The sequence below is a fragment of the Schinkia azotoformans LMG 9581 genome (assembly GCF_000307855.1).
Classification (GTDB): Bacteria; Bacillota; Bacilli; order Bacillales; family Bacillaceae_J; genus Schinkia; species Schinkia azotoformans.
Window position 1 is genome coordinate 43,606 of record NZ_AJLR01000124.1, and the last position, 26,018, is coordinate 69,623.

The following is a 26,018-nucleotide window of genomic DNA, read 5'->3' on the forward strand; positions in this document are numbered from 1 at the left end:
ACAAGTAAAAGGAGCTGAATCTCAGCTCCTTTTATTATGATTTCTTTTTAATTTTGCCTGTCCAAGTTTTGAATCCACCTTTTAGGTGATTAATGTCTTTATATCCTAATTTCTTTAAAATTCCTGCAGCTTGTGCACTGCGCATTCCACTTTGGCAATATAAGTAAACAGGCATATCATGGCGTATTTCCCCTTTTCTCATCCGAAGTTGGCTTAGTGGAATATTTCGAGCGCCTAAAATATGACCATTTTGAAATTCATTCGGTTCACGTACATCGATGATCTGTGCTTTTCGATAACCAGCTATGAATTCTTCCTCTGTTAACGTTTTTAAGTAGCGTTTTTGGTAAAGCTTTGTACCAACAAAATAAACGATGATTGCCACGATCGTTATAATTAATAAAGTTAATGAATCCATTGCAAAAACTCCTCTCTCATTCTTCGCGAAAACGTCCACTTATAATTATATAAAGGTTTGTTTCAATAGGCAAAGAAAATAAGAAAATAATTGTACAGAAGATGAAGATAGGCATAAGTGTTTTGGAAATTAGCCACTATTTGGTAGACTAAATAATGGCTTCCTAATTAAATATAATCATCGTGCACTTGAGTAAAAGGAGTTAAAATTACCATGAAAAAAGAAGTGTGGAACTTTATAGATTCAGAGAACAGCTCTCCAAGCTTTAATATGGCTTGTGATGAAGCGCTATTAACTTGGCATAGTGAAGGGAAAATCGGACCAACTATTCGATTCTATGGCTGGAATCCCCCGACACTTTCTATCGGCTATTTTCAAACGGTAGAAAAAGAAATAAATATGGATGCGGTGAGAGAGCAGAAATTAGGATTTGTTCGACGACCTACAGGTGGTAGGGCGGTTTTGCATGATAAAGAATTAACATACAGTGTCATTGTTTCAGAGGAACATCCGAAAATGCCCCAAACCGTAACAGAAGCGTATCGGGTTATTTCAGAAGGGATTTTAGAAGGCTTTAAGGAGCTGGGGCTTGATGCTTATTTTGCCATACCATCAACATCTAGGGAACAGGAGGAATTGAAGAATCCTAGATCCTCTGTTTGTTTCGATGCACCATCATGGTATGAATTAGTTGTCGAAGGACGGAAAGTTGCTGGTAGTGCCCAAACAAGGCAAAAGGGTGTAATTTTACAGCATGGCTCGATATTACTAGATATAGATGAAGAGCAGCTTTTTAGTTTATTTAAATTTAATAATGAGCGGATCAGGGAGCGGATGAAATCTGCATTTAGCAAAAAGGCTGTTTCTATTAATAGTCTAGCTAAGAAATCAGTATCATTAGAACAAGCAAAACAGGCGTTCAAAAACGGTTTCGAAAAAGGTCTTGAAATTGATCTTGAACCATATATACTAAGTGAGGGAGAATTAAAAATTATAAAGAATATTGAAGTCGAAAAATATTTAAATGATGCTTGGAATTTTCGAAAATAGATAATGAAGTCGAAATTTCTATGAAAATGTGGTACAAAAGCCACATTTTTTTGTTTGTTTTTTCAAGAATGTTGATAAATCGTCGATTAAGTTTTGCAAACAAGAAATTTTTCCATATTTCGTTATTTTAATCGAAAATAGCAATGTAATCTTGATTTTTCTCTTATTTTTAATGAATTACTAGTTTGACAAAATACTGTTTTTTTATTTGATGGTACAACATGTAGTAGGTATTGAAATATCGTCGATACTATATATTGATTTCGAGAGGATGTTATGGTACGGTATGTATATTGAATTAAGCAACAAGAATACCTACTAGAATTTAAAACTAACTTAAACTTTATTAATAGTTTTAAGGGGAGATGAAGTAATGGTGACGGCTGCTGCCGAAAAAATGACGGTTGATGTTAAAAGATTAAATAAGGACATTGCATTATTCCCACAGGTCCACGAAATTACAGAAGATATGAAGCTTACTCATAAAGGTGTATCACGTCTCGTAATGCTAGACCGATATGCGTTTAAGGATACTGAAAAGATCACGCTAACAACTGGGGATTTTGTTGTTCTCACTATTAAAGAGGACCCTAAGTTTCCTGCCCGTGGTACTGGTTTTATACAAGAGATTGATTGGGAAAATAATAAAGCCGTTGTATTAGTCGAAGAAGAGTTTCGCGGAGCTCTTGAAACTGAAAAAGAAGTGAAGACAGGTCTTATTACTCGCTCAATTGATGTAATCGAAAAACCACTTGAGATTTACTATGAGCAAATTGCAAAGCGTGTTGCGACAGGTCTTGCTGAAGTAGAAGAAACAGAAGAAAAACGCCAAGAATGGTTCAAAAAGTTCTATGAAGAGCTTTCTGACTTGAACTTTATCCCAGCTGGTCGTGTACTATACGGTGCAGGCTCAGGCACAGCCGTGACCTTCTTCAATTGCTATGTAATGCCATTTGTCCAGGACTCAAGAGGTGGCATTTCTGAACACCGCACACAAGTAATGGAAATTATGAGCCGTGGCGGCGGTGTTGGTACGAACGGTTCAACATTGCGACCTCGTAATACATTAGCACGCGGTGTAAACGGAAAGTCTTCCGGTTCTGTTTCTTGGTTAGATGACATTGCGAAACTGACACATTTGGTTGAGCAGGGTGGGTCGCGCCGTGGAGCTCAGATGATAATGTTGGCGGACTGGCATCCGGATATTGTTGAATTCATTATTTCAAAAATGCAAAACCCAAGAATACTACGTTTCTTAATTGAAAATACAAAAGATGAGCATATCAAAAAGCTTGCAAAAGATAAGTTGAAATTCACACCGTTGTCTGAGACAGAAAAAGCAATGTACCAAGGAATTGTAAACTATAAAACAATCCCTGGAACAGGCGGTTTCCCTGACAAAGTTATCCATGAAGCTGAGGATAAGCTTGAAACAGGCGGACATTATAGCGTTCATAATCCTGAGTTTCTAACTGGTGCTAATATCTCAGTTTGTTTAACAAAGGAATTCATGGATGCTGTTGAAAAAGATGAATATTACGAATTAAAGTTCCCGGACGTTGAAAATTACAACCAAGAGGAAATGAAATATTATAATGAAGAATGGCACAAAATAGGCGATGTCCGTGAATGGGCAAAACTTGGACACAGAGTGCGTGTTTACAGAAAAATCCGTGCGAAAGAGCTTTGGAATCTAATCAATATTTGTGCAACATACTCAGCAGAACCAGGCATTTTCTTCATCGATAATGCAAATGACATGACAAATGCACGTGCATATGGTCATCAAGTTGTTGCTACGAATCCGTGTGGTAGAGAGTAGTTTGCCTCACGTTAAAAATTGCGGAATTAAGCGGGAACCCTGAGATGGGAATCCGAACCGAAGGCTAAAGTTAAAACTATAGTCAGGGGCAACGCATAGATGGTGAACCTCTAATAGGAGAATATAATCCATCCACGAGGCCGCAACACTAATGTCTACATTATTAGTGAAAAGATATGCTGAACTTACACGAACAAAGAAGTGTAAGAATCAAGGAATAAAAAGTCCTTGAGATAACAACTGGAACAACCTCTCGCACCATACAGTGTATGTAACTTGGCTGCAGTTAACCTTGGTCAAATGGCAGACAAGGAAAATAAAGTAGTCGATTTTGACAAGCTTAGAAAAACAGTCCGCACTGGCGTCAGAATGCAGGACAATGTTATTAACGCAACACCATATTTCCTAGAGCAAAATAAAAAACAAGCTTTGGGAGAACGCCGTGTTGGTCTAGGTGTTATGGGCTTGCATGACCTCTTAATTTATTGTGAAACAGAATATGGCTCTCCAGAAGGAAACGAGCTAGTTGATAAAATATTTGAGGCGATTGCAACCGAAGCTTATCAGGCATCAGTGGAACTAGCAAAAGAAAAAGGAAGCTTCCCATTCCTAGTTGGCGAAACTGAAGCAGATACAAATCGTCTAAGAAAAGCATTTACGGAAACAGGCTATATGCAGAAAATGCCCGAAGCAATCCGTCAACAAATCTTAGAATATGGTATTAGAAATTCTCATTTACTAACTGTTGCTCCTACAGGCAGCACTGGGACAATGGTTGGCGTTTCAACAGGACTTGAGCCTTACTTCTCATTTTCATACTACAGAAGCGGTCGCTTAGGTAAGTTTATTGAAGTAAAAGCTGATATCCTTCAAGAATATTTAAATAATAACCCAGATGCAGATCCAGAGAACCTTCCAAAATGGTTTATCTCTGCAATGGATTTAAAAGCTGAAGCACATGCCGATGTACAATGTGTAATTCAGCGTTGGGTAGATAGTTCAATAAGTAAAACAGTGAATGCCCCTAAAGGCTACTCTGTCGAGCAAGTTGAAAAAGTTTATGAAAGATTATATAAAGGCGGAGCTAAAGGCGGAACAGTGTATGTTGACGGCAGCCGCGACGCTCAAGTATTAACCCTTAAAGCTGAAGAAAACAGTTTGGATGATGTTGAATTCGATAAAGTACCACATGAGCAACCACGTGTCGTACTAGTTGATACAATCAGTGACCTTCGTTCCACAGACGTAACAATCGGAAATGAAGTAGGAAATACTTGTCCAGTTTGCCGTAAAGGTAAAGTAAAAGAAATCGGCGGATGTAACACATGTACAAACTGTGGCGCACAGCTTAAGTGTGGTTTATAAAAAACTCGAGAAATTTGATGTTGCTTTGAAATAAAGTCTGATAAAAAATAACCTCTTTGGTATTCTTTACTAAAGAGGTTATTTTTCGTCTTTTCAAAAAAAGGAGGGAGAAATGCTAAGAGGTACTTGGGTGAAAGATTTAGATTAGAATGAAAAAAATATTATAAAAATTGCTAAAGAAAAAATATTAAGAACTTCAGAGTGTCATTCTTATATAAATGCTATAAGAAATACCAATATGAAAAGGGAAAGGTGAGGAAATGAATGTCCAAGCGCAAATGGGATTTAAATTTGTACGCTGTATGACATCATTTATTCTCATAAGTTTATATTTTGCAACCTGTCTTTCTTCTGCAAAATCTATAAAACTTCGACAAGTGACAGGTACAAAAAAAAACGATTGACATTAATCTCCAACTTTGATAACTTTAAATAAATAAAAATTAACTAAGTATATTAAATTATAAAAAATAAATATATTTCTATTTTCTTATCTAGAGAAGCGGAGGGACTGGCCCTATGAAGCTTCGGCAACAGACTTTTTTAAAAGTACTGTGCTAATTCCTGCAAGCATGTTTAATGCTTGGAAGATAAGAGGAGAATGGGACTATTGAGTTCTTAACCTCTTCTTATTTACAGGAAGAGGTTTTTTGATTTTTTATAATTAAATTTTGTTGCAAGCCGATTAGACATCTAAAGGCAGCTTTTCACCAGTATTGGGGAACGCTGTCTTTTTTTTTGTAAAAGAGGAGGGGGAGAGGCAGACTTGAAAGCTTTTATAACCTAATAAAAATAGACAAAGGAGAATGAGAAAATGACTAAAAATGTTCACACGAAAGATTTTAGATTTAATACAGTGGCTCTTCATGGGGGACAAAAACCTGATCCGAATACACGATCAAGAGCAGTTCCGATCTTTCAAACTACATCATATGTGTTTGATGATACAGACCATGCAGCATCCCTTTTTAAGATGCAAGGGGAAGGGTACATCTATTCAAGAAATGCTAATCCAACAAACACCGTTCTTGAAGAAAGGTTAGCACAGCTTGAGGGGGGAGTAGGGGCTTTTGCCGTGGCATCAGGTCAGGCAGCAGTGACCATCGGTTTGCTTACGTTAGCTAAAGTAGGTGATGAAATTGTTGCGACAAGCGCTTTGTATGGAGGTACATATGCCCTATTCTCTGAAACATTTCGTAATTTTGGCGTTACGGTTCATTTTGTTGATGGGAGAAATTTTAAGGAAATCGAACAAAGCATAAATAAAAAGACAAAAGCAATCTTTACTGAATCAATCGGCAATCCAAATTTAGAAATTGCCGATTTGGAGAAGTTGAGTGAAATTGCACATAGGCATGGTCTCCCGTTGGTAGTCGATAATACGTTTGCTACTCCAGTTCTATTAAGACCAATTGACTATGGAGCAGATATTGTTATTCATTCTACTACAAAGTTTATTGGCGGCCATGGAACTTCAATTGGTGGAGCTATTATAGATGCTGGAAAATTCTCATGGGACAATGATAGATTCCCAGACTTTACAAAATCAAAACCTACTTTAAATCATCGTTCTTTCGTTGAAGTGGCAAATGAAAAGGCCTTTATTGCAAAAGCTAGGTTTGAGCTTGGGCATGATTTGGGGGCGACTCTTTCACCTTTTAACAGCTGGCTGTTTATTCAAGGGCTGGAGTCATTGTCTGTACGAATGAATCAGCATGTTAAGAATGCCCAAGTAGTTGCCCAATATTTATCCAAACACGAGTTAGTGGAGTGGGTAAACTATCCAAGTCTTTTAAACAATTCTCAATATGAGTTGGCAATGAAATATTTTCCAAATGGGGTTGGATCGATCTTTACTTTTGGCATAAAAGGTGGTTTGGAAGTGGCGAAAATCTTTATTAATTCTTTAAAGCTACTTTCCCATCTTGCAAATGTAGGGGATTCAAAAACGCTGATTATTCACCCTGCAAGTACTACGCATTCAAGATTATCCCCTGAGCAACTGTTACAAGCGGGAGTTACTCAAGAGCTGATTCGAATATCGATTGGATTAGAGGATGTAAGGGATATCCTTGCGGATATTGAACAAGCGTTGCAAATTAGTAGTCGAGTCACTGGCACCCACAAGTAAATAGGGGGTGTAAGAAATGGACTTAAAAAGTACAAAGACATTTAAGACGATCATGAAGTATGGAAACTTTCAGCGTGCGGCGGAAGAACTCAATTATGCCCAATCTACCGTGACAACTCATATCAAAAATTTAGGTCCTATTTAGGTGTGACTCTAATTAAAAACCACTGAGTGAGGAGGATAAAAAATGGCAATACAAACAGTTTCGGGGAAATCGAGCAAAGAGATTGCGGAGAACCTTGCCATAATATTTTATGAAAATGCAGCTGATAGGGATTTAAAAGGTGGAAATCCGAAACTAGAGCGAGATTTGATTCGTGAAAGTGGGTTACTTAAAGTGCTTATTCCAAAACAATTTGGTGGATGGGGGGAGAGTTGGACGGACGTTGTGCAGATCGTTAGGTTATTTGCAAAGTATGATAGTTCATTAGCACATGTTTATGGTTATCATTTTGTGAACTTAATCACTGCACATCTATGGGGAAACAAGGAACAGCAAGAATTCTACTTTAGTGAAACAGCCGAGAAAAATTTGTTCTGGGGGAATGCTTTTAATCCTATTGATATGAAGCTCTATGCACGTAAGGAGAAAGGAAACTTTGTCTTGAACGGGGTGAAAACCTTTTGTACAGGAAGTGTCGATTCAGATTATTTAATCGTCTCAGCACTTTATGAAAATCAAGATCACCAACAGTTTATAGCGATTATTCCTACAAACCGTCAAGGAATCACTGTTAATGAAGATTGGGATAATTTTGGTCAAAGGCAAACTGACAGTGGAACGATTACATTTACAAATGTGATGGTTAAGAAAGAAGAAGTGCTTCAAAATGGATTGGATTCTAGTGAGTTTGCAAAATTGAGGCTTAATATCTCTCATTTTATCTTGAATCATGTTTTTCTTGGAATTATGGAAGGAGCCTTGGAAGCTGCGAAAAAGTACACAAAAACAAAAAAAAGAATACGTACTCCAAATAATGATTCGGTAACTGGTGATCCCATTATCCAAAGACATTATGGTGAATTCTATGTACAATTAGAGGCTTCCAAACTACTTGTTGAAAAGACAGATACTCTATTCGAGCGATTATGGAATAAGGGTGAAGCCATTACAGAAGAGGAAAGATTGGAATTAAATCAAGCGGTCTACACAGCGAAAGCTTTTACAACAAATGCAGGTCTGGAACTAACATCTCGTATGTTTGAAGTAATGGGGAGCCGTGCTACAGCCAATCAATATCGTTTTGATCGGTATTGGCGTAATATGCGAACGATGACGCTACATTATTCTATTGACAATGTTATTCAACAATTGGGAGAGTGGGTTTTGCACAAATAGAACAGAAGGAGGAAAATGAATGGCTCAGGCTATCGAGTTGCAAAAGCAAAGACTTCAATTTGAAATGGTAAAGAACAAAATTGAAGCGAAGTCAATCCATTTTAGTTATCAAGGTGTCGAAATTTTAAAAAATATTGAGCTTGATGTGAAAGAAGAGGAATTCTTAGTATTAATGGGTCCGAGTGGCTGTGGAAAAAGTACATTGTTAAGATTGATAGCTGGCCTAGAACAACCCCAAAAAGGCGATATCATCGTAAATGGTGTTTCGTCAACACAAAAGGCTCCTGATTGCGGGGTTGTTTTTCAAGATTACTCATTATTTCCTTGGTTATCGGCAAAGGAAAACATCGTTCTCGCACTAAAACAAAAATTTAAAGGAAAGAAAACGAAAAAAGAACTGCAGCATTTGGCCGGGGAGTACTTAGAACTTGTTCAATTAGGTCTTTCGATTAAGAAGTATCCTGGTCAAATGTCTGGAGGAATGAAACAAAGGGCGGCCATTGCTCGAGCATTAGCATTTGGTTCTGACTTAATGCTGATGGATGAACCTTTTGGAGCATTGGATCCACTTACTCGCATTTATTTACAAGATTTATTATTAGAGATTAACCGTGATCAAAAGAAAACGATTGTGTTTGTCACTCACGATGCAGATGAAGCCATTTATTTAGCAGATCGAATTGTAATGTTTTCAGTTGGCTCAGCCGGTACGTACACAACGAGTGTTGATGTTCCATTTAAGAAGCCAAGAAATCGAAAAAAAATGTTGGCAAGCAGAGAGTTTACTAGATTTCGAGAACATATTCTAAACATCATGAACCAAGGCTTAATTGATAACTTAGAAGAACAGCATGAGGTGGGACTAGATGGAGAAGGAATCTAAATAAATATCTTTTGGGAGGAAATGAAATTGAAAAATTTATTCAAGGTAAAAACTAAAAAGGCCCTGGCTGCTTTAACTGCCGCAGTGGTACTAGCAGGTTGTGGAGTAGGGAACAAGGCTGAAAAAGCTAGTTCCACAGAGGGAAATGAAGAGAAAACTTATGAATTAACAGTAGGATATGGACAGTCACAAGGTGCACCTTTATTCGATATTGCAAAACATGAAGGATTCTTTGAAGATGAAAATCTAAAGGTAGAAGGGGTTGGGTTTGCTTCATCAGCAGATGGATTAAATGGACTACAGGCAGGCAAAATTGATATCGGCTTAACATTTGGTACGGCAGCTCCGTTAACTTTTATTGCTAATGGATCAGACTTTTCCGTTATTGGAGGTCATTTAGAGGGTGGACATCCAATCTTAGTTCAGGAAAAAGATAAAAATAAATATAAAACGTTAGAAGATTACAAAGGAAAAAAAATAGGAACGATTCGCATGTTTACGTCTGATATTGTATTTCGTACAGCGCTAACAGATGCGGGAATTGATTGGGAGAAGGATGTTGATATTGTAGAGTTTAAAACAGGGGGGGATTTGCTTCAAGCCCTTACTAGCGGAAAAGTTGATGTGGCTGTATCAGCTGGTTCACAATATTTACAAGCACAAAAGGCAGGCTTAGCTGTAGTTGGTTGGAGTAATGATTTAAATCCAACGCATGTTTGCTGTCGAGTGGTAACACGTACCGATTTATTAACAGAAGATAAAGGCGAAGCATACAAACGTTTCTTAAAAGCACTAATCCGTGCAGAACAAGTTAAAAATGAAGATCCAAAAGTAGCCGTTGAGGCTGCAAAGACACATTTAAAATTGGATGATGAAACAGTAAATTCGATTGTAAATGAACCACATGCCCACTATTCATCTGATCCAAACAGCCACGAAGTAAAGAAAATGTGGGAGCAAATGAAATCAATTGGCTATATTGAAAATGCGGATGAAATTAACATTAACGAATATATAAATATAGACCTTTATGAACGGGCATTAAATGAATTGATTGAAGAGTATCCAGAAGATCAGTATTTTAAAGATCAATTAGATAAATTTAATAAGCAAAATGAAAACGAAGGTGCGTAAGTAGGATCTTTGTTTAAATTCTCGAACATGCTTATCTTTAACCAAAGGGGGGGAATTTGTTTATGTTCAAATTTGCAAAGCAATATTGGATTACGATATTAATCGGAGCAGCTGCTATCATTGGATGGCAGCTAATGACGACAAAAGCTAATTTTTTGAATCCTGTGATATTCCCAGACTTTGGGGAGATTTTCGGAGTCTTTACGAGATCGGGAGAAGAATTATTGCAAGGATTTGTTAGTTCGATGAAGCTATTGGTTCCGGCTTACGTCGCATCCGTAGTTTTAGGAATAAGTGGGGGAATATTCTTTGGGTTAAATAATACGGTTCGCAAGATATTAATGCCTTATGTACACATGCTAAGTCCGCTACCACCAACATTATTTATTCCTTATGCGATTGCGTTATTGCCATCGTTTCAAAGTGCATCTATCTTTTTGATTTTTCTTGGCTCTTTTTGGCCCATCTTTTTAGGGGCAATTCAAGGAGTATTAATTATCGAAAAGCAGTACCTGGATAATGCTAAGACTTTAGGCCTTAAAGGATATGACTTTTTATTTAAAGTAATCGTCCCTGCAGCTTCACCTTATATTTTAAGTGGGGCAGGTACTTCATTGACCTTGTCTTTCTTCATTTTAACAATGGCTGAAATGTTTGGTGCTGAATCAGGAATGGGTTATTTCATTCAATATTATTCAGATTTTGCTCAATATGATTATGTGATTGCAGGAATGATTTATAATAGTGCGGTGATTTTGATTGCACTATTGTTATTCGAGCAATTGAAAAAACGGATTCTATTTTGGACAAATTTAAAGACCGATTCGGATTGAGGAATGGCGGAAGATACTAGGAGGAAAAGCATGTATATAGTAGAAATCGGTCATCTCTCACCCGATTTTACCTTGAGACAAAAGGAAGGCATCGAATTAATAAAACCATAAAAATATAAAGAAAAGAGGGAATTTAATATGATCATAGCTATTGTAATAGATAAGGACGAAAAAATCGTACCAATTGTAGAGGGAGAAAAAATTCGGATTTACGATACAGAAACAAATGAATATCAAGAATTCCCAAACCCTGCTCTTGCATTGGAAGAGGGGCGTAGGGGGTCTACTCTAAAATTTGTAGAACAAAAAGGTGCCACTGCGTTTGCAGCCCCACCCCAAACCTTTTGCGAATTGTCATATGAAAAGGCAATTGAAGATCAAATCAAGTTTTTTCATTTACCATTAGGTCTTTTTTTTAGTCAGTTTAAAGAACAAGTAGATCAAAAGAGGATAGATTCTAAAGGAGTACTTCCACGTAATGAGATTGCACCTAGTTTTATCCTATAAAAGAGGATTGATTTGGATATTTAGAAGGAGTGTAAACACATGGGTCAAGGAAAAATGAAATTAGGTCTCTTCTTAATGGGAACAGGTCATCATATCGCTTCATGGAGACATGCGAATATCCCAGCAAAATCTGCTGAAAGCTTTGCCTTTTTTCAAGAGATTGCTAGGATAGCTGAAAAGGGAAAGTTAGATATGCTTTTCTTAAGTGACGGATTATCTTTTGACAAACATTCGCATCCAGCAGAGCTTGTCAGATTTGAACCACTCACCTTATTAGGAGCTTTGTCAGTTGTAACCAGCCATATTGGTTTGGCTGCAACCGCGACCACAACTTATAATGAGCCATTTCACATTGCTAGAAAATTTTTATCGCTAGATCATTTAAGTGGAGGAAGATCAGCGTGGAATGTGGTTACGTCCTATTACCAAACGGAGGCAAGAAATTTTAATGCAAAACAGCATCTCGATCACAGTATCCGATACAAGAGGGCTGAGGAATTTGTAGAAGTGGTAAAAGGTTTGTGGGATAGCTGGGAAGAGGGGGCAGTCCTGTGTGATAAGGATTCAGGGCAATACTTTGATGAAAGCAAGCTGCACTCATTACATCATCAAGGTGAATTTTTCTCAGTGGAAGGTCCATTAAATTCATCCCGTTCACCACAAGGAAGACCTGTTATCGTTCAAGCTGGATCATCTGAAGAGGGAATAAGCTTAGCTGCAAAAACAGCAGATGTGATTTTTACAGCACAGCAAACGCTTGAAGGTGCACAGGCCTTTTACAAAAAGGTAAAGGAAAAAGCTAGTCAATTTGGCCGATCTCCAGAAGAAATAAAAATTATGCCAGGACTAGCGATTTACACAGGGCGAACAGAAGAAGAGGCTGAAAATAAATATAGTGATCTTCAAAAATTAATTACTCCGGAAGTGGGATTGCAAATACTTTCTGAGTACTTAGGGGACTTTGACTTATCACCTTATCCATTGGACGGTCCATTGCCATCAGATATTCCTGAGACAAACATGAATCAGAGTAGACGAAAGCTATTAATCGAGCTTGCTGATAGAGAAAATATGACGATTAGAGAATTATCAATACATGTAGCTGGATCTAGAGGACATCGAATTATTTTTGGAAATCCACAGCAAATCGCGGACCAATTAGAAGAATGGTTTGTAAATAAAGCTTGTGACGGATTCAACCTCATGCTTCCATACTTCCCTGATAGCCTTAGAGATTTTGTAGAATTAGTTGTTCCTGAGCTTCAGAAAAGAGGATTATTTAGAGAAGAATATGAAGGTGCCACTTTAAGGGAGAATCTCGGGTTGCGGGAGCCAGAATATCGATATGCTCGAAAAGGTGTAGAGGTTTAGGTTTATCTGAAATGCTAATAGTATGATCTTAATAACCAAGTATTCAAATGCGAATAATTAATTATTGTCGATTATGAAATAATTTAAAAAATTAAGGAGGAGTTAAAATGGCAAATGAAAGAAAACTAAAACTGGGAGCTTGGATACACGGTGTTGGAGGAGGCTGGGGAGACTGGAGGCATCCAGACTCCTTGCCAAATGCAAGTACCAATTTTGAATTCTATAGGAAGCAGGCTCAAAAAGCAGAAGAAGGAAAATTAGATTTTGTTTTTATTGCGGACAGTGTTTCAATCAATGAAAATTCTAGTCCACATTATTTGAATAGATTTGAACCGGTCACGATTTTGTCTGCTCTGGCTGCAGTAACTAACAATATAGGGTTAGTGGCAACCATTACCACAAGTTACAGTGAGCCTTACACTGTTGCTAGACAACTTGCCTCTCTTGACCATATTAGTCATGGCAGAGCCGGTTGGAATGTGGTAACATCATGGCTTTCGGGAACTTCTGACAATTACAATCAGAAACCTCACCCAACGCACAATGTACGTTATAAAATGGCACAGGAGTACTTGGAAGTAGCTAAAGGGCTATGGGATTCATGGGAAGATGATGCTTTTGTTTATGAAAAAGAGTCAGGGGTCTTTTTTGATAAAGGGAAGTTGCATACTTTAAACCATGAAGGTGAATTTTTCCATGTTAAAGGTCCATTAAATATTGCCCGTTCCAAACAAGGTCAACCTGTTATTTTTCAAGCAGGAAAATCAGAAGAAGGAAGAAATTTTTCTGCAAAAAATGCAGATGTGATTTTTGCGGGCGATGGAAATTTTGAAGATTTGAAAGAATACTTTGCTGATTTGAAAAGAAGAGCACGCGTGTTTGGAAGAAATCCTAACAATATTTCCCTATTGCCTGGAATTATTCCGATTATTGGCGATACGCAAGAAGAAGCTGACCGGAAGTATCAAGAAATTGCAAACCTTGTCACCATTGATAAAGCTCTACATGCATTAGGTAGACCATTTGATGATCATGATTTCACTCAATATCCACTGGATGAACCATTCCCAGATACAGGTGATTTAGGAAGCAATAGTCATCAAGGTATGTCAGACATCATTAAAAGAAAAGCTAAAGAACAAAATTTAACATTACGTCAAGTTGCTCTTGACTTTGCAACACCGAAAGGAGAATTTGTTGGTACTCCCGAAAAAGTAGCTGATCTCATCCAGAAATGGTTTGAAGAAGAGGCTACTGATGGATTTATCATTGGGGCTGCAACACCAAAGGGACTTCCTGAATTCGTAGACAGGGTGGTGCCAATTCTACAAGAACGTGGATTATATAGAACGGAGTATGAGCATGATACTTTAAGAGGAAACTTAGGTTTAGAAATTCCAGAAAATCGATATGCTAAAAAGCCAATTCAACAGCTGTGAAGGAAGTAAGAAAACAGTGTTTAACCTTTACAGAAAGCTAATACAAAGGTGAAAAGGCACTAAACTAGATATAAAATACATGGTGAAGATTTACAACTAATATTATAAATTATTCGATGTCGTGTCTACCTATATATTTTTTAAAATAAAAAAGCAGACGTTTAAACGTCTGCTAAACCTACTTTATTTTCTCATTTTCCTTTCATGAACAGAACTACAAAGCATCAGCCTATTTTTCTATTTTATTTTGCAAGTACTTATACCAAAAAGCGTATATAGTGGACAGAATTTAATAAATGCAGTTACTAGTGGAATGATGCCGATAAGTGCTAAGTATTTTAAATTGCCTTCTAAAAAGAAGAATAATGAAAATAACACAAGTGCTAAAATGATACGAATGATGCGGTCTGACTTGCCAACATTGATCTTCATAATACCCCATACCCCATTTCTTTTTTTATAGTATAGCTTATTTCATCTTAAGAAGAGCCTGGGAGATGTTACAGAATTTTGAAAATTTTTTCGTGGATTCTCTCCTCATTGATAATATTAGCTATTAGATAAAGCCATAATAAAAGGGATAAATGAATGATATAGAAGGTCAAACGGTTATTTTCTTTGTAACAATTAACTAACAGACATCTGAATATTTCGTTTTTCAACAAATGGGGCCTCTTCCTAATTTAATTATAGCATTTAAAAAATGGTCAAAATAGACTTTTTGTTCTCCTTTACTACTGCTAAAATCAATAGAACATGAATGGTTAGGAGAGATGTAGAATGAGTTCCTTGGTTCTCGGCTTTCAGGAAATAGAAAAAACTCAAGCTTGGCTCGTTGGTGGAAAAGGGTTAAACTTAGGAAAATTATCAAAAATTGAAGGAATACAAGTGCCAGAAGGATTTTGTATTACAATAACGGGATATCAAAAAGCGATCGAACAAAACGAAACGTATCATAACTTGTTGGATCGACTAACAATGCTAAAAGTAGAAGATCGAGATCAAATTGGTGAAATTTGCGGGAAGATTTGACGAGCCATTATGGAAGTAGAAATTCCTTCCGATGTTGTAACAGCAGTTACTCATTATCTCTCCCAGCTTGGTGATCAACATGCTTATGCAGTTCGTTCCAGTGCGACTGCTGAAGATTTACCACATGCTTCTTTTGCTGGTCAACAAGACAGCTATTTAAATATCATCGGTAAAGAAGCAATCTTGCAGCATATCAGCAAATGTTGGGCTTCCCTATTTACGGATCGCGCGGTAATTTACCGCATGCAAAATGGAGTTGATGAGACATTTTATATTGTCCAGAGTCGGCCAATTACGACCTTATATCCCATCCCTGAAGCTGAGACCCAAGAAAATCATGTTTACGTTTCTGTCGGCCACCAACAAATGATGACTGACCCCATGAAGCCGCTCGGATTGTCTTTTTTCCTGTTAATGACTTTTGCACCCATGCGCAAAGCTGGTGGAAGGTTGTTTGTTGATGTAACAAATCAATTGTCTACACTCGAAAATAGAGAAATTTTATTAAATACCCTGGGCGGGTCCGATCCACTCATAAAAGACGCACTTACGACCATAATAGAGCGGAGAGACCTTATAAAATCGTTACCGAATGATAAAAAAGAACTGAGTCCCAGTAACAATAAAGGTATGGCGTCCAATGAGTATAAACGAGAAAATCTCCCAGCTGAGGCTATTGTAGGTCTACCTGTTTCTTCTGGAGTTATAGAGAGAAGAGCACGTGTCATCTTAAACATGAAAGATGCTGATCTAAAAGATGGGCAACGAATTCGCGTGCATGGAACTGAAGGATATATCGAAATATTGTAATTGCTGAATACACTCAGAGTTAATAGTAGCACCGCTTCAGTGGTTACTAGAGCGGTGTATGTTTCTTAATGACTTACCATTTTACGGTAAATATTTAATTTTTTATCAAGTTCAGTGCTTATTTTTACAGTATCAGAATGAGCTAACCCTTTTTTAGTACCTATATCAATCATGGATTTTCTCAGTTCATCTATTTGTTTTTCCAACTCAGCTAAACTATTAATAGTATTCATAGTCTTTACTCCTTAATAGAAACTGTTAATAAAATACCATTTCTAGGATGTAAATGGAAGATGGTTTTTATGACCAATATGACCAAAACTAGTAAGGTATCAATATGATTGAAGGAAGTGTATTAGTATGGATTTCGAAACAGTGATGCAGGAGCTTGAAGCACTAGGTAAGGAACGAACTAAAAAAATATACATATCCAATGGTGCGCACGAGCCGCTTTTTGGCGTGGCAACAGGTGCTATGAAACCAATCGCAAAGAAAATAAAAATCAATCAAACTTTAGCTGAAGAGCTTTATGCCACAGGTAACTACGATGCAATGTATTTTGCAGGCATTATTGCAGACCCAAAAGTGATGACTGAATCAGATTTTGATCGTTGGATGGATGCAGCGTATTTTTATATGCTGTCCGATTATGTGGTGGCAGTAACTTTATCAGAGTCAGATATTGCACAAAACGTTGCTGATAAATGGATTGCAAGCGGTAATGAGCTGAGAATGTCAGCAGGATGGAGTTGCTATTGCTGGCTTTTAGGGAATCGAAAAGATCATGAATTTTCGGGGAGCAAGATTTCCGATATGCTTGATATTGTGAAAAATACGATTCATGAATCGCCAGAACGGACGAAATCCGCTATGAATAATTTTTTATACACCGTAGGGATATCATATTTGCCGCTACATGAAAAGGCAGTCGAGACCGCAATGGAAGTAGGTACAGTGGAAGTCAAACGGGACAAGAAAAAAAGCAGTTTTCTAAATGCTTCCGAAAGTATTCAAAAAGAAATGGATAGAGGGAAGCTTGGTTTCAAACGGAAATATGTAAGATGTTAAAATCAGTTTGAAGCATAATAAGAGTAAGGAAACATGGTATGAAGTTTACTATGGAGCCGACAGAAATGGGGGAAGTCACAATAGCTGTCTTCGACGATACGTGTGGGAATCTTATTCAGATCGCCCAGAGGAACTAATTGACGAAATTTTGAGGTGATTTTATGTGGAATTTAACGAAAGAAGCACAAGAAAAATTTTAAAAAAGTAATTAGAGGGAGCTAAGGGTGAGAAAAGTATGGATGAACGTGATTGGCAAATATTAAAAGTTTTATATGAAAAAAAGAACATTACGAAAACAGCGCAAAGTTTATATATTTCTCAACCCTCGTTAACGAAGAGAATCCAACAGATAGAAAAGGAATACGATCAAGCCATTATTAGTAGAGGAGCCAAAGGAGTCCAATTTACACCACAGGGTGAATATTTGGTGAAGTGTGCAGATGAAATGCTTGGTCGTCTTCGTCAAATTAAAGAAACAGTCCAAAACATGGGTGATGAGATAAGCGGGACGTTAAGATTGGGAGTCTCTAATTACATTACGAGACATAAGTTGCCAGGTCTTTTAAAACTATTTCGTGAACAGTTCCCAAAAGTAAACTATAAAGTTACAACAGGATGGAGTTGTGAAGTTTTTGATCATGTTTATAATCGTGAAGTTCACATTGGAATTGTGAGAGGGGATTATCAATGGGGAGAGGCTAAGCATCTTCTTTTTGAAGAAAACATCTGTATCACTTCAAAAGAAAAAATCGAGCTTCAGGATTTACCGTCCATGCCTAGAATACAATATCATACCGATCCCACGTTAAAATCATTAATCGATAATTGGTGGACTAGAACATTTTCTGAACCTCCCTTGATTGGGATGGAAGTTGATAAAGCAGATACATGCAAAGAAATGGTAGTAAATGGTTTAGGGTATGGGATTCTTCCTAGCGTACTCATAGAGGATCATTCAAGTTTGTATCATATTAATTTACAAAATGAAAAAGGAAAACCACTTGTTAGGAAAACGTGGATGCTATATCATCAGGAATCACTTGAACTAAAAGTAGTTAAAGAGTTTGTAGAAGTTGTTAAAAAATTGGATTTTAAAAACGATATTTAGTCAAAGCATAGGCTCATTACCTGTGCTTTTTTTGTGTATTCATTTTTCGAATGACTCTCGATAGCTTATTTGTATTTTAATAAAGTTTCTAGGCTTCTTATAATTAAATTGCTGAGGGGGAGATAAAGTGGAGGAATTATCAAGAGTGCTGGAAATAATGATTAAGACGTATGAAGGAAAAAATTTTGATGTGACATTCACGATTAAATATAAGAATGACTATCAGGGCTTTATCCAGATACTAGATTTTTAAGGACTATAGTAAAATAAATATCTGGGAGGAATTCATGGAGATTTTATTTCTTATTTTAATTAAAGTTATTTTTCCTGTTTTTTTACTAATAGGGGTCGGTGCATTACTCCATCGAAAATACACGTTAGATATGGGAACGTTGTCTAAATTAAATAATTACTTACTAATGCCAGCAGTTTGTTTTACCAATATATATGAGAGTAAAATAGGTGGAAATACACTCTTGTATATTATTAGCTTTCTTGCTTTACAAACTCTGTTTTTGATTTGTGTAAGCGTAGGTATTTCTAAATTATATAAATTTGAGAACGGGTTATCTGCCACCTTTAAAAATAGTGTTGTATTAATAAACTCCGGAAATTTTGGACTACCTGTGAGCCAACTTGTTTTTCAGCACAATCCGTTAGGTTTATCTGTTCAAATTGTTGTAATGATTTTTCAAAACCTCCTCACCTATACTTACGGATTATTTAATACTGTATCTGTTGGTAGAAAAGGATCCCAAGCGATAAAGATATTCCTAAAGAATCCTGTGTTTTACGCCTTTTTGTTAGGAATTTTTCTTCAAGCGACATCAATAAAAATTCCAGAATTTATTTGGACACCAATAGAAAATACATCAAATGGTTTTTTAGTAATTGCTCTCATTACTCTTGGAGCACAGAGTGCATTTATAAAACTCCATAGGTTATCCGCTCCATTAGTATTAAGTCTTCTTGGCAGGTTAGTATTAGCGCCTTGTATTGCGTTTGTTACAATTTTAATATTAGGTTTAGAAGGTACAATTGCACAGGCGTTGTTTATTGCAAGTTCATTTCCTACATCAAGGAATAGCTCCCTTTTTGCCTTAGAATATGGAAATCATCCTGAATATGCTGCACAAGCTGTTTTGTTAACAACTTTATGTAGCATGATCACAGTTACTACTGTTGTATATTTATCAAAAATAATATTTTTTTACTGATAGGGAATTTTATTCTTAGAGGAATAAATTCAAAGGCTTTCGTTAAAGGGTGATTTAGTGGTTCAATTTATAATGTTTTCAGTCATCGTGGCAGTCGTTTCAGCGCTCATTATCATGCCTTATGTGAACAAGAGCAGGAAAGACTTGAATTTTAGTGGATCAATGATATTTCTCGCTGCATTTGCAATACTTTTACCTTGTGTTTTCCTGTTTTATTATGTCACTTTACATGATCGTAATTTTTCTTCGTTATGGCCATTATTCATTATGGTTACATTCATTAGTGCGTACATAGTAAGTGGAGCAGAAAGCATGCTAAAATCCGGTTTGTTTGCTGTAAGTGTAATAATAGGAGTGTTCATTTTGGCAGCTCCTTTTTTCAATGCAGAAGAAAAATATGAACAAGCCAACATGGATGTGGAAACAGAAATTAGTGCTTTTGATGAAACGAAAACACCTGCAAGTGTGCCACCGCAATATGCACGAAATAAAATGCAAAAGTCGTTTGGTCAAGTTCCTAATACGAGTTATTACCAATTGGGAGATCTTCAAATTCAAAAGGTGAATGGTGATTATGTATACATTGCACCTGTTGAATTTTCGGGCTTGTTTAAATGGATAAAGGGGAAAGAAACACCTGGGTACTTTAGATTAAGTGCAACAGACTCTGCTGCCAATCCGGTCTTCATCGAAAGTCCAATGACGTATACCCCATCGTCTTTTTATAATAAAGATGTCCACCGCCATATATGGTTGAAATATCCGCGGCATATTTTCTATGGTCAAGCACAACTTGAGGTGGATGAAGACGGAAAGCCGTTCTACATCCAGACGTATGGGAATTTTATATCAGTGCGAAACGGTTTTTCGCCAATGGGAATTATTATGGTTGACCCAACAAATGGCGAGACAAAGGAAGTTCCTTTACCTGAGGTTCCGGATTTCATTGATGGGGCGGTATCACCGGAAAGTGTAAGTTTGCGAAATAGCTATTACGGTAAATATGTTCACGGATTTTGGAATAGTATGTTTGGAAAGCAGGATGTGAAGTTTCCATCTAATGAAGGGACAGAGGATGAGGTAAGTCCAGTGTTTGATGAAAATGGAGTTATGTATTATTTCACAGATTTTACAAGCCCTAAAGAGGACGTGGATTCTATGCTCGGGTATTCGCTAACGAATGCTCGAACAGGGAAAGCTACTTTTTATACAGGTAGTCAAAAAAATTCCTATATGGATTCCTTGGGAGCCCTACAGATTATTGAAAAGAAATTTATTGAAAAAGAATGGATGGGCGAAATGCCTATTTTATATAATTTTTATGGTGAAGCCAGCTGGTTAACACCTGTACTGGATACGAATGGTTTTCTGCAAAATTATTTCATTGTTTCTGCGGCAAATCCGGAAATATCGGCCTATGCTGGTACCCCGAATGCTGCTTTAAAGCAATATAAAATCGCCTTGCAGCGCGGTGGCAGTAGTGTTAATGGAAGTTCTAAGGCAAACCAACTACAAACGGCGGGATCGGTTATTAGAGTATATAAAGAACGGACCGAATCTTTAACCGTCGTATCATTTTTACTAAATAACGGTAAAAACTTTATTGTCACATCGGAGACAAGTCCTTTATCTATTTATTTAAAAGAAGGCGATTCGGTGATTGTCAACTATTTGGAAACAGGGGAGATCTTCTTACCAGTAACCAGTTTGGAAATCCAAGATTTATAGCTAACTTAAGAAAGCCTCTAGGAAGACAAAAGAACTTCTTAGAGGCTGATCTATAATATCCAAAACGTTCCAAAATTTGACACAATTACCCTGATTAAACAGGTGAGGAACATGGTATATTATAGATGTAAGGAAGAAACAAACAAAAACAAACTATTAACCCAATTGACATTGAAGGTGGCTCAACCATCCTAGTTAGTTCCGTTAACTAGGTAGTATTCGGAATTACTGTTGGAAAAAGGAAAGTAGGTGAATCCACCAGAAACTTTCTGATTTACCAAGTAATACCCTGAAATGATAGGAGAACACAGAAAAGATCCACAAACTTCAAAAGTAAGTAGAAGAATCATCAAACAGTAGGATACTTAGTAAAATAGGAAACCGAAATTAACGAAGGCAGTTCAAAAAGAAGGAAATTGATCAGAGCTTCAACCGAAAGGAGGAAGAACTAAAATCAAAACCCGGATTAATGAACAAAAGCAATCGTTAAGAAAAGTAACCTATTGAACAAAGTAAAATACTTGGGGGATGACAATTCAAATTACTTAGGAGTAAATGGAAATGAGTAAGTGAATACTCAAGTTGAGTTTCAGGACCGAATTAATTGAATATGAGCTTTAAAAGCTTTTGGATGTACCCAATCTTTACAAGATTGAAAATGAAATAGCCGCGGAGCTAATGAAAACATCCTAAAAAAACACTTCCATTGGCAGTTTCGCTTGAGAGACTGTAATTTGAAAATGATATCAGAAGTGTTTACAAACCCATCCGGGGTTGAAAATGTGAACTGAAAGGTAAGCATTTTTGATTAGGATGAAGAATGGTTGGGTCACCTGCAATGTCAAGAAAAAAGAGTTCGATTATGAATCGAACTCTTTTTTCTTTGGTTCCAAAGTTTTGATTTTTGTTCTATTTTCATCCCCCTCTGCTTAGGATTTAATTAACGATGCAACTCCCAACTCAAAGTCATAACCAAAGGAGGACGTATATGGAGATAGATGGCGTCTTTTCTGGTGGAGGTATGAAGGCCATTGCGTTTGTCGGTGCGCTCGAAGTGATGGAACGAGAGGGCTTCGTCTTTAAAAAAATTGCCGGAACAAGTGCTGGTGCAATCATTAGCGCTTTATTAATAGCTGGGTATAAAGCGGATGAAATCAATCAAATTTTAACAGAGGTAAATTTTAAAAAGTTTTTAGACCGACCCAACTCGAGACTGCCGATACCATTTTTAAAATGGGCGAGTTTTTATTGGGGGATGGGGATGTACAAGGGCGATGCACTTCAAAAGTGGATGGAAAAATTATTAAAGGATAAAGGGATTGAAACTTTTGCTGATATTGAAGATGGTTCGCTTAAAATCATTGCATCGGATCTTACAAGAGGAAGAATTATGGTTTTACCAGATGATTTACAGCACTATGGAATAAACAAAAATTCATTTTCAATTGCTAAAGCAGTAAGAATGAGCACAAGTATCCCTTATTTTTTTAAACCGATTAAGGTGTACAATAGCCTGGGAATTAAATCCGTTGTTGTTGATGGTGCCGTCTTAAGCAATTTTCCTCTTTGGCTCTTTGAAGGAACGTTGGAACGACCGGTTGTTGGATTTCGCTTAAGTCCAAGATTGGAAAACATTCCACCTAATATTATCAATAATGCCTTCGATATGTTCCCTGCATTAATTGAAACAATGCTCCATGCCCATGATTCAAGATATATTTCAAAAAATGTTGCCAACCAAATCATTTTTATCCCGATCGAATCAGTAAAGACGACTGATTTTCATCTTTCAGAAAAAATTAAAAAAGAACTTGTTGCAATGGGTAAACAAAGGGCTGAAGAATTTATAAAGAAATTGAAGAGTTAAATCGAAAAAAGAATCAAGCATCAAAAATGTGCTCGATTCTTTTTCTTGCCTTTATTGCCTTCAATTACTGTAAAATTGTGATCTTTTCTTCTCGCGGTATGCAAAGTGCGCATCGGTTTCTTACTATTTGGGTGTTTTTGTGATGATCCTCTTACTTTACTTGTTAAATGGTTCGATGTTTCGCTGTACAAGCGTTTTTTAGATTGTTGGGCTGCTTTTCGATACTTTGCATTTGCTTGACTATTTCCACCTACACGTTTTTGCATTACATATTTATAAACGGCAAAAATAATCCCAACAATTACGACAGCAATAAATATTTCCTTAAATAAGCCCAAAGGATTTGCAATTAACCGATACAATAATCCAATTCCCGCCAAACCAATAATGACAAGTACAATCGGATGAATGGTAGATCGCTTAAACAAGAGGTTCACCTCCCTATAGTTTATTAATCAAAAATTCAGCAACTTTAGATTGTGCTATTGCTTTATCATATTCAAGCATTCTCTTAAAAAATGCTATTGAAACTTCAACTCGGTTTTTTGTCAGTTCTTTAGATAATTCTTTCTCTATATATATTCTACAAGAAAAATACTGAAACCTCTATATTAATGCTATAAATAGTATGTCCATTTTGGGAATTATTAACACGCACAAAACTTTCGACATGACTTAAGAATAATTCGGACATAATGAATAATGGAGGTGCTGGTAAATATGACAGATAGTAAAGACAAAAATACTGAAAAAAATAATCCGAATTATGAACAGAACAAGAAAGACGAACCACTATCACATATAGCAAAGGTCATGATTATTGGATTTTTTGGAGGCGTGTTTTGGAGCCTAATTGGTTATATCGCCCATTTCTTTAATTTTACAGAACTTGGTCCCTCCCTCATATTACAACCATGGGCGGTCGGCGATTGGAAAAATGAAACTATTGGAGAGTGGATTGGAATTATCATAATTGGTCTACTTTCAGTTGGTGTTGCTCTTATTTATAATGTGTTTTTAAAAAATATTCAAAAGATTTGGCCAGGGATTTTATTCGGAATCGCTCTTTGGGCTATTGTCTTTTATATATTAAACCCGATTTTCCCGAATTTAGAATCGGTAAGGGAATTTAGCAAAAATACGATTATTACAACGATTTGTTTGTACATTCTTTATGGTGTATTTGTCGGTTATTCGATTTCCTATGATGCCGAACAAATGAAACAGGCATAATCTTCTATTCAAATGAGGAGTGGCTATGGTAAAATAGAATGGCTGTAAAAAACACGCTCTATTTATAATTTATGGTAAAGGGGTTTTATCATGTCTAAGTTACTCCTCATAAATGGACCTAATTTAAATTTATTAGGGACACGTGAACCTGGTATTTATGGAAATACAACTTTAAAGGATGTTGAGGACCAAATTACCAAGTTTGCAAATGAGAACGGAATGGAATTATCTACTTTCCAATCTAACCATGAAGGACAAATAATCGATGCCATTCATGATTCTCGAATGAAATACGCAGGTATTATTTTTAACCCTGGAGCTTTTACTCATTATAGCTATGCTATTCGCGATGCAATTGCCAGTGTTGATGTACCAGTGATCGAAGTCCATATCTCTAATGTACATAAGCGTGAAGAATTTAGACATACCTCAGTATTAGCGCCTGTTTGCGAAGGTCAAATTGTCGGCCTCGGAATAACAGGATATAAGCTGGCTGTGATTGCTTTTAAGGAACGATTATCTTTATAGATGAAGGGATGATTAAAGAGAATGGATCGTCTTAAAAAAGTCAGAGATAAGTTCAATGAGCTAGGCATTGATGGACTTCTAGTTACAAATAGTAAAAATCGCAGGTATATGACTGGTTTTACCGGATCTGCTGGTATTGTTATAATCTCACCAACGAAGGCTGTCTTCATTACTGATTTTCGCTACGTTGAACAAGCGAAAAATCAAGTTCAAAACTACGAGATTGTTCAACATAAAGGCCCAGTCCATGAAGAAGTTGCGAGGCTTGTTAAGGAATTAGGAATTCAACATTTAGGTTTTGAACAAGATGAAATGACTTTTGGTACCTTCAAAATTTATGAAAATGCAGTGTCCGCCAACATGGTCCCCATTTCAGGAGTGATCGAAAAGCTTCGTTTAATAAAAACGGATGAAGAACTGCAAATTTTAAAAGAAGCCGCAAGCGTAGCCGACCAGGCCTTTGAACATATAATTAAAGTGATTAAACCGGGTGTAAATGAACTTGAAATCTCAAATGAGCTTGAGTTTTTTATGAGAAAAAAAGGGGCAACATCATCCTCGTTTAATACGATTGTAGCTTCGGGCTTTCGATCCGCATTGCCGCACGGTGTAGCATCTGATAAAGTTATTAAGGCTGGAGAGCTGGTTACACTTGATTTCGGTGCTTATTATAAAGGATACTGTTCTGATATTACAAGGACTGTTGGAATTGGGGACATTAAGAATGACCAATTAAAAACGATATATGATATCGTCTTGCAAGCACAGCTACTTGGAATGAATGGAATAAAGGCTGGTATGACCGGTAAACAGGCGGATGCGTTAACAAGGGATTATATTTCAGCTAAAGGGTACGGCGACTATTTTGGACATTCAACGGGTCACGGAATAGGTCTTGATATCCATGAAGGACCTGCCTTGTCAGTCAAATCTGATACAATATTAGAGCCTGGAATGGTCGTGACAGTGGAGCCTGGCATTTATCTCGAAGGAGTAGGCGGAGTGCGCATCGAAGATGACATTGTCATTACGAAGGACGGGAATATTGCTTTAACTCATTCACCAAAGGAATTATTACTTTTATACTGATAAGAACGTATAACTTTTGTTGGATATCAGTATAAGAAAGGACATC

Annotated in this window: 22 protein-coding genes, 5 pseudogenes and 1 riboswitch; of the genes and pseudogenes, 23 read left to right on the top strand and 4 right to left on the bottom strand. The window is 36.8% G+C overall.

Going from position 1 to position 26,018, the window contains the following annotated elements; genetic code table 11:
- Positions 1–34: 34 nt before the first annotated feature.
- Positions 35–418 (bottom strand): rhodanese-like domain-containing protein, encoded by a 384-nt coding sequence (locus BAZO_RS14860; protein ID WP_003332444.1) that lies wholly within the window; start codon positions 416–418, stop codon positions 35–37.
- Positions 419–631: 213 nt separating this feature from the next.
- Between BAZO_RS14860 and BAZO_RS14865 the strand changes: the two genes are divergently transcribed.
- The 12 genes and pseudogenes from BAZO_RS14865 to BAZO_RS14915 all read left to right on the top strand — a co-directional run bounded on the left by BAZO_RS14865 (position 632) and on the right by BAZO_RS14915 (position 14,292).
- Positions 632–1,468: a lipoate--protein ligase family protein gene (locus tag BAZO_RS14865; protein ID WP_003332445.1), complete on the top strand. Its 837-nt coding sequence runs from the start codon at positions 632–634 to the stop codon at positions 1,466–1,468.
- A gap of 373 nt (positions 1,469–1,841) precedes the next feature.
- Positions 1,842–3,281 (top strand): annotated as a pseudogene (locus BAZO_RS14870) (vitamin B12-dependent ribonucleotide reductase); the annotation flags it as partial.
- 252 nt (positions 3,282–3,533) lie between these two features.
- Positions 3,534–4,655, top strand: a pseudogene (locus BAZO_RS14875) (vitamin B12-dependent ribonucleotide reductase); the annotation flags it as partial.
- 487 nt (positions 4,656–5,142) lie between these two features.
- Positions 5,143–5,252: riboswitch (SAM riboswitch) on the top strand.
- 217 nt (positions 5,253–5,469) lie between these two features.
- Entirely contained in the window at positions 5,470–6,786 is a 1,317-nt protein-coding gene (locus BAZO_RS14880; protein WP_003332446.1) for an O-acetylhomoserine aminocarboxypropyltransferase/cysteine synthase family protein, read from the top strand.
- A 16-nt stretch (positions 6,787–6,802) separates the two neighbouring features.
- Positions 6,803–6,948, top strand: a pseudogene (locus BAZO_RS21855) (helix-turn-helix domain-containing protein); the annotation flags it as partial.
- A gap of 25 nt (positions 6,949–6,973) precedes the next feature.
- Positions 6,974–8,125 (top strand): acyl-CoA dehydrogenase family protein, encoded by a 1,152-nt coding sequence (locus BAZO_RS14885; protein WP_003332448.1) that lies wholly within the window; start codon positions 6,974–6,976, stop codon positions 8,123–8,125.
- A 19-nt stretch (positions 8,126–8,144) separates the two neighbouring features.
- Entirely contained in the window at positions 8,145–9,008 is an 864-nt protein-coding gene (locus BAZO_RS14890) for an ABC transporter ATP-binding protein (protein ID WP_003332449.1), read from the top strand.
- Between the two features lie 21 nt (positions 9,009–9,029).
- Positions 9,030–10,142, top strand: a complete 1,113-nt coding sequence (locus BAZO_RS14895) for an ABC transporter substrate-binding protein (RefSeq protein WP_039957630.1) — start codon at positions 9,030–9,032, stop codon at positions 10,140–10,142.
- 62 nt (positions 10,143–10,204) lie between these two features.
- Complete coding sequence (locus BAZO_RS14900; protein WP_003332452.1) at positions 10,205–10,975, top strand: ABC transporter permease; 771 nt, start codon at positions 10,205–10,207, stop codon at positions 10,973–10,975.
- Positions 10,976–11,113: 138 nt separating this feature from the next.
- Positions 11,114–11,482: a NifB/NifX family molybdenum-iron cluster-binding protein gene (locus BAZO_RS14905; RefSeq protein ID WP_003332453.1), complete on the top strand. Its 369-nt coding sequence runs from the start codon at positions 11,114–11,116 to the stop codon at positions 11,480–11,482.
- 39 nt (positions 11,483–11,521) lie between these two features.
- The gene (locus BAZO_RS14910) at positions 11,522–12,853 is read left to right on the top strand and encodes an LLM class flavin-dependent oxidoreductase (protein ID WP_003332454.1); all 1,332 of its coding nucleotides are present in this window, start codon (positions 11,522–11,524) and stop codon (positions 12,851–12,853) included.
- Between the two features lie 107 nt (positions 12,854–12,960).
- Entirely contained in the window at positions 12,961–14,292 is a 1,332-nt protein-coding gene (locus BAZO_RS14915) for an LLM class flavin-dependent oxidoreductase (RefSeq protein ID WP_003332455.1), read from the top strand.
- A gap of 237 nt (positions 14,293–14,529) precedes the next feature.
- Here the strand turns inward: BAZO_RS14915 and BAZO_RS14920 are convergent, their stop codons facing one another.
- Positions 14,530–14,724: a YgaP family membrane protein gene (locus tag BAZO_RS14920; RefSeq protein ID WP_003332456.1), complete on the bottom strand. Its 195-nt coding sequence runs from the start codon at positions 14,722–14,724 to the stop codon at positions 14,530–14,532.
- A 348-nt stretch (positions 14,725–15,072) separates the two neighbouring features.
- On the opposite strand from BAZO_RS14920, the pseudogene BAZO_RS14925 reads away from it, so the two are divergent.
- Positions 15,073–15,969: pseudogene (locus BAZO_RS14925) on the top strand (PEP/pyruvate-binding domain-containing protein); the annotation flags it as partial.
- A 230-nt stretch (positions 15,970–16,199) separates the two neighbouring features.
- Here the strand turns inward: BAZO_RS14925 and BAZO_RS21860 are convergent.
- The gene (locus BAZO_RS21860; protein ID WP_003332459.1) at positions 16,200–16,367 is read right to left on the bottom strand and encodes an aspartyl-phosphate phosphatase Spo0E family protein; all 168 of its coding nucleotides are present in this window, start codon (positions 16,365–16,367) and stop codon (positions 16,200–16,202) included.
- A 127-nt stretch (positions 16,368–16,494) separates the two neighbouring features.
- On the opposite strand from BAZO_RS21860, the gene BAZO_RS14930 reads away from it, so the two are divergent.
- The 7 genes and pseudogenes from BAZO_RS14930 to BAZO_RS14950 all read left to right on the top strand — a co-directional run bounded on the left by BAZO_RS14930 (position 16,495) and on the right by BAZO_RS14950 (position 23,122).
- Positions 16,495–17,202, top strand: coding sequence for a DNA alkylation repair protein (locus BAZO_RS14930; protein ID WP_003332460.1), 708 nt, complete (start codon positions 16,495–16,497; stop codon positions 17,200–17,202).
- A 20-nt stretch (positions 17,203–17,222) separates the two neighbouring features.
- Positions 17,223–17,339, top strand: a pseudogene (locus BAZO_RS21865) (VOC family protein); the annotation flags it as partial.
- A 98-nt stretch (positions 17,340–17,437) separates the two neighbouring features.
- Positions 17,438–18,310, top strand: a complete 873-nt coding sequence (locus BAZO_RS14935; RefSeq protein ID WP_003332461.1) for a LysR family transcriptional regulator — start codon at positions 17,438–17,440, stop codon at positions 18,308–18,310.
- A gap of 127 nt (positions 18,311–18,437) precedes the next feature.
- Positions 18,438–18,563, top strand: a complete 126-nt coding sequence (locus BAZO_RS23230; protein ID WP_268869826.1) for a hypothetical protein — start codon at positions 18,438–18,440, stop codon at positions 18,561–18,563.
- Between the two features lie 34 nt (positions 18,564–18,597).
- Positions 18,598–19,527 carry an AEC family transporter gene (locus BAZO_RS14940; RefSeq protein ID WP_003332462.1) on the top strand — a complete coding sequence of 310 codons (930 nt, stop codon included), beginning with the start codon at positions 18,598–18,600 and terminating at the stop codon, positions 19,525–19,527.
- A 72-nt stretch (positions 19,528–19,599) separates the two neighbouring features.
- Positions 19,600–21,255, top strand: coding sequence for a hypothetical protein (locus tag BAZO_RS14945; protein WP_003332463.1), 1,656 nt, complete (start codon positions 19,600–19,602; stop codon positions 21,253–21,255).
- A gap of 988 nt (positions 21,256–22,243) precedes the next feature.
- The gene (locus BAZO_RS14950) at positions 22,244–23,122 is read left to right on the top strand and encodes a patatin-like phospholipase family protein (protein WP_003332465.1); all 879 of its coding nucleotides are present in this window, start codon (positions 22,244–22,246) and stop codon (positions 23,120–23,122) included.
- 20 nt (positions 23,123–23,142) lie between these two features.
- Here BAZO_RS14950 and BAZO_RS14955 read toward each other — a convergent pair whose 3' ends face one another.
- Positions 23,143–23,550 (bottom strand): SA1362 family protein, encoded by a 408-nt coding sequence (locus BAZO_RS14955; protein WP_003332466.1) that lies wholly within the window; start codon positions 23,548–23,550, stop codon positions 23,143–23,145.
- A gap of 292 nt (positions 23,551–23,842) precedes the next feature.
- Between BAZO_RS14955 and BAZO_RS14960 the strand changes: the two genes are divergently transcribed.
- The 3 genes from BAZO_RS14960 (at position 23,843) to BAZO_RS14970 (ending at position 25,972) form a co-directional block, all read left to right on the top strand.
- Positions 23,843–24,355: a YqhR family membrane protein gene (locus BAZO_RS14960; RefSeq protein ID WP_003332467.1), complete on the top strand. Its 513-nt coding sequence runs from the start codon at positions 23,843–23,845 to the stop codon at positions 24,353–24,355.
- Positions 24,356–24,445: 90 nt separating this feature from the next.
- Positions 24,446–24,883: a type II 3-dehydroquinate dehydratase gene (aroQ, locus tag BAZO_RS14965; protein WP_003332468.1), complete on the top strand. Its 438-nt coding sequence runs from the start codon at positions 24,446–24,448 to the stop codon at positions 24,881–24,883.
- A gap of 21 nt (positions 24,884–24,904) precedes the next feature.
- Positions 24,905–25,972: a M24 family metallopeptidase gene (locus BAZO_RS14970; protein WP_003332469.1), complete on the top strand. Its 1,068-nt coding sequence runs from the start codon at positions 24,905–24,907 to the stop codon at positions 25,970–25,972.
- The last annotated feature ends 46 nt before the right edge of the window (positions 25,973–26,018 follow it).

Excerpts from the sequence above, each read along its gene's own strand:
- BAZO_RS14860 (WP_003332444.1), bottom strand. The coding sequence starts at position 418 with ATGGATTCATTAACTTTATTAATTATAACGATCGTGGCAATCATCGTT.
- BAZO_RS14865 (WP_003332445.1), top strand. The coding sequence starts at position 632 with ATGAAAAAAGAAGTGTGGAACTTTATAGATTCAGAGAACAGCTCTCCA.
- BAZO_RS14880 (WP_003332446.1), top strand. The coding sequence starts at position 5,470 with ATGACTAAAAATGTTCACACGAAAGATTTTAGATTTAATACAGTGGCT.
- BAZO_RS14885 (WP_003332448.1), top strand. The coding sequence starts at position 6,974 with ATGGCAATACAAACAGTTTCGGGGAAATCGAGCAAAGAGATTGCGGAG.
- BAZO_RS14890 (WP_003332449.1), top strand. The coding sequence starts at position 8,145 with ATGGCTCAGGCTATCGAGTTGCAAAAGCAAAGACTTCAATTTGAAATG.
- BAZO_RS14895 (WP_039957630.1), top strand. The coding sequence starts at position 9,030 with ATGAAATTGAAAAATTTATTCAAGGTAAAAACTAAAAAGGCCCTGGCT.
- BAZO_RS14900 (WP_003332452.1), top strand. The coding sequence starts at position 10,205 with ATGTTCAAATTTGCAAAGCAATATTGGATTACGATATTAATCGGAGCA.
- BAZO_RS14905 (WP_003332453.1), top strand. The coding sequence starts at position 11,114 with ATGATCATAGCTATTGTAATAGATAAGGACGAAAAAATCGTACCAATT.
- BAZO_RS14910 (WP_003332454.1), top strand. The coding sequence starts at position 11,522 with ATGGGTCAAGGAAAAATGAAATTAGGTCTCTTCTTAATGGGAACAGGT.
- BAZO_RS14915 (WP_003332455.1), top strand. The coding sequence starts at position 12,961 with ATGGCAAATGAAAGAAAACTAAAACTGGGAGCTTGGATACACGGTGTT.
- BAZO_RS14920 (WP_003332456.1), bottom strand. The coding sequence starts at position 14,724 with ATGAAGATCAATGTTGGCAAGTCAGACCGCATCATTCGTATCATTTTA.
- BAZO_RS21860 (WP_003332459.1), bottom strand. The coding sequence starts at position 16,367 with ATGAATACTATTAATAGTTTAGCTGAGTTGGAAAAACAAATAGATGAA.
- BAZO_RS14930 (WP_003332460.1), top strand. The coding sequence starts at position 16,495 with ATGGATTTCGAAACAGTGATGCAGGAGCTTGAAGCACTAGGTAAGGAA.
- BAZO_RS14935 (WP_003332461.1), top strand. The coding sequence starts at position 17,438 with ATGGATGAACGTGATTGGCAAATATTAAAAGTTTTATATGAAAAAAAG.
- BAZO_RS14940 (WP_003332462.1), top strand. The coding sequence starts at position 18,598 with ATGGAGATTTTATTTCTTATTTTAATTAAAGTTATTTTTCCTGTTTTT.
- BAZO_RS14945 (WP_003332463.1), top strand. The coding sequence starts at position 19,600 with ATGTTTTCAGTCATCGTGGCAGTCGTTTCAGCGCTCATTATCATGCCT.
- BAZO_RS14950 (WP_003332465.1), top strand. The coding sequence starts at position 22,244 with ATGGAGATAGATGGCGTCTTTTCTGGTGGAGGTATGAAGGCCATTGCG.
- BAZO_RS14960 (WP_003332467.1), top strand. The coding sequence starts at position 23,843 with ATGACAGATAGTAAAGACAAAAATACTGAAAAAAATAATCCGAATTAT.
- aroQ (WP_003332468.1), top strand. The coding sequence starts at position 24,446 with ATGTCTAAGTTACTCCTCATAAATGGACCTAATTTAAATTTATTAGGG.
- BAZO_RS14970 (WP_003332469.1), top strand. The coding sequence starts at position 24,905 with ATGGATCGTCTTAAAAAAGTCAGAGATAAGTTCAATGAGCTAGGCATT.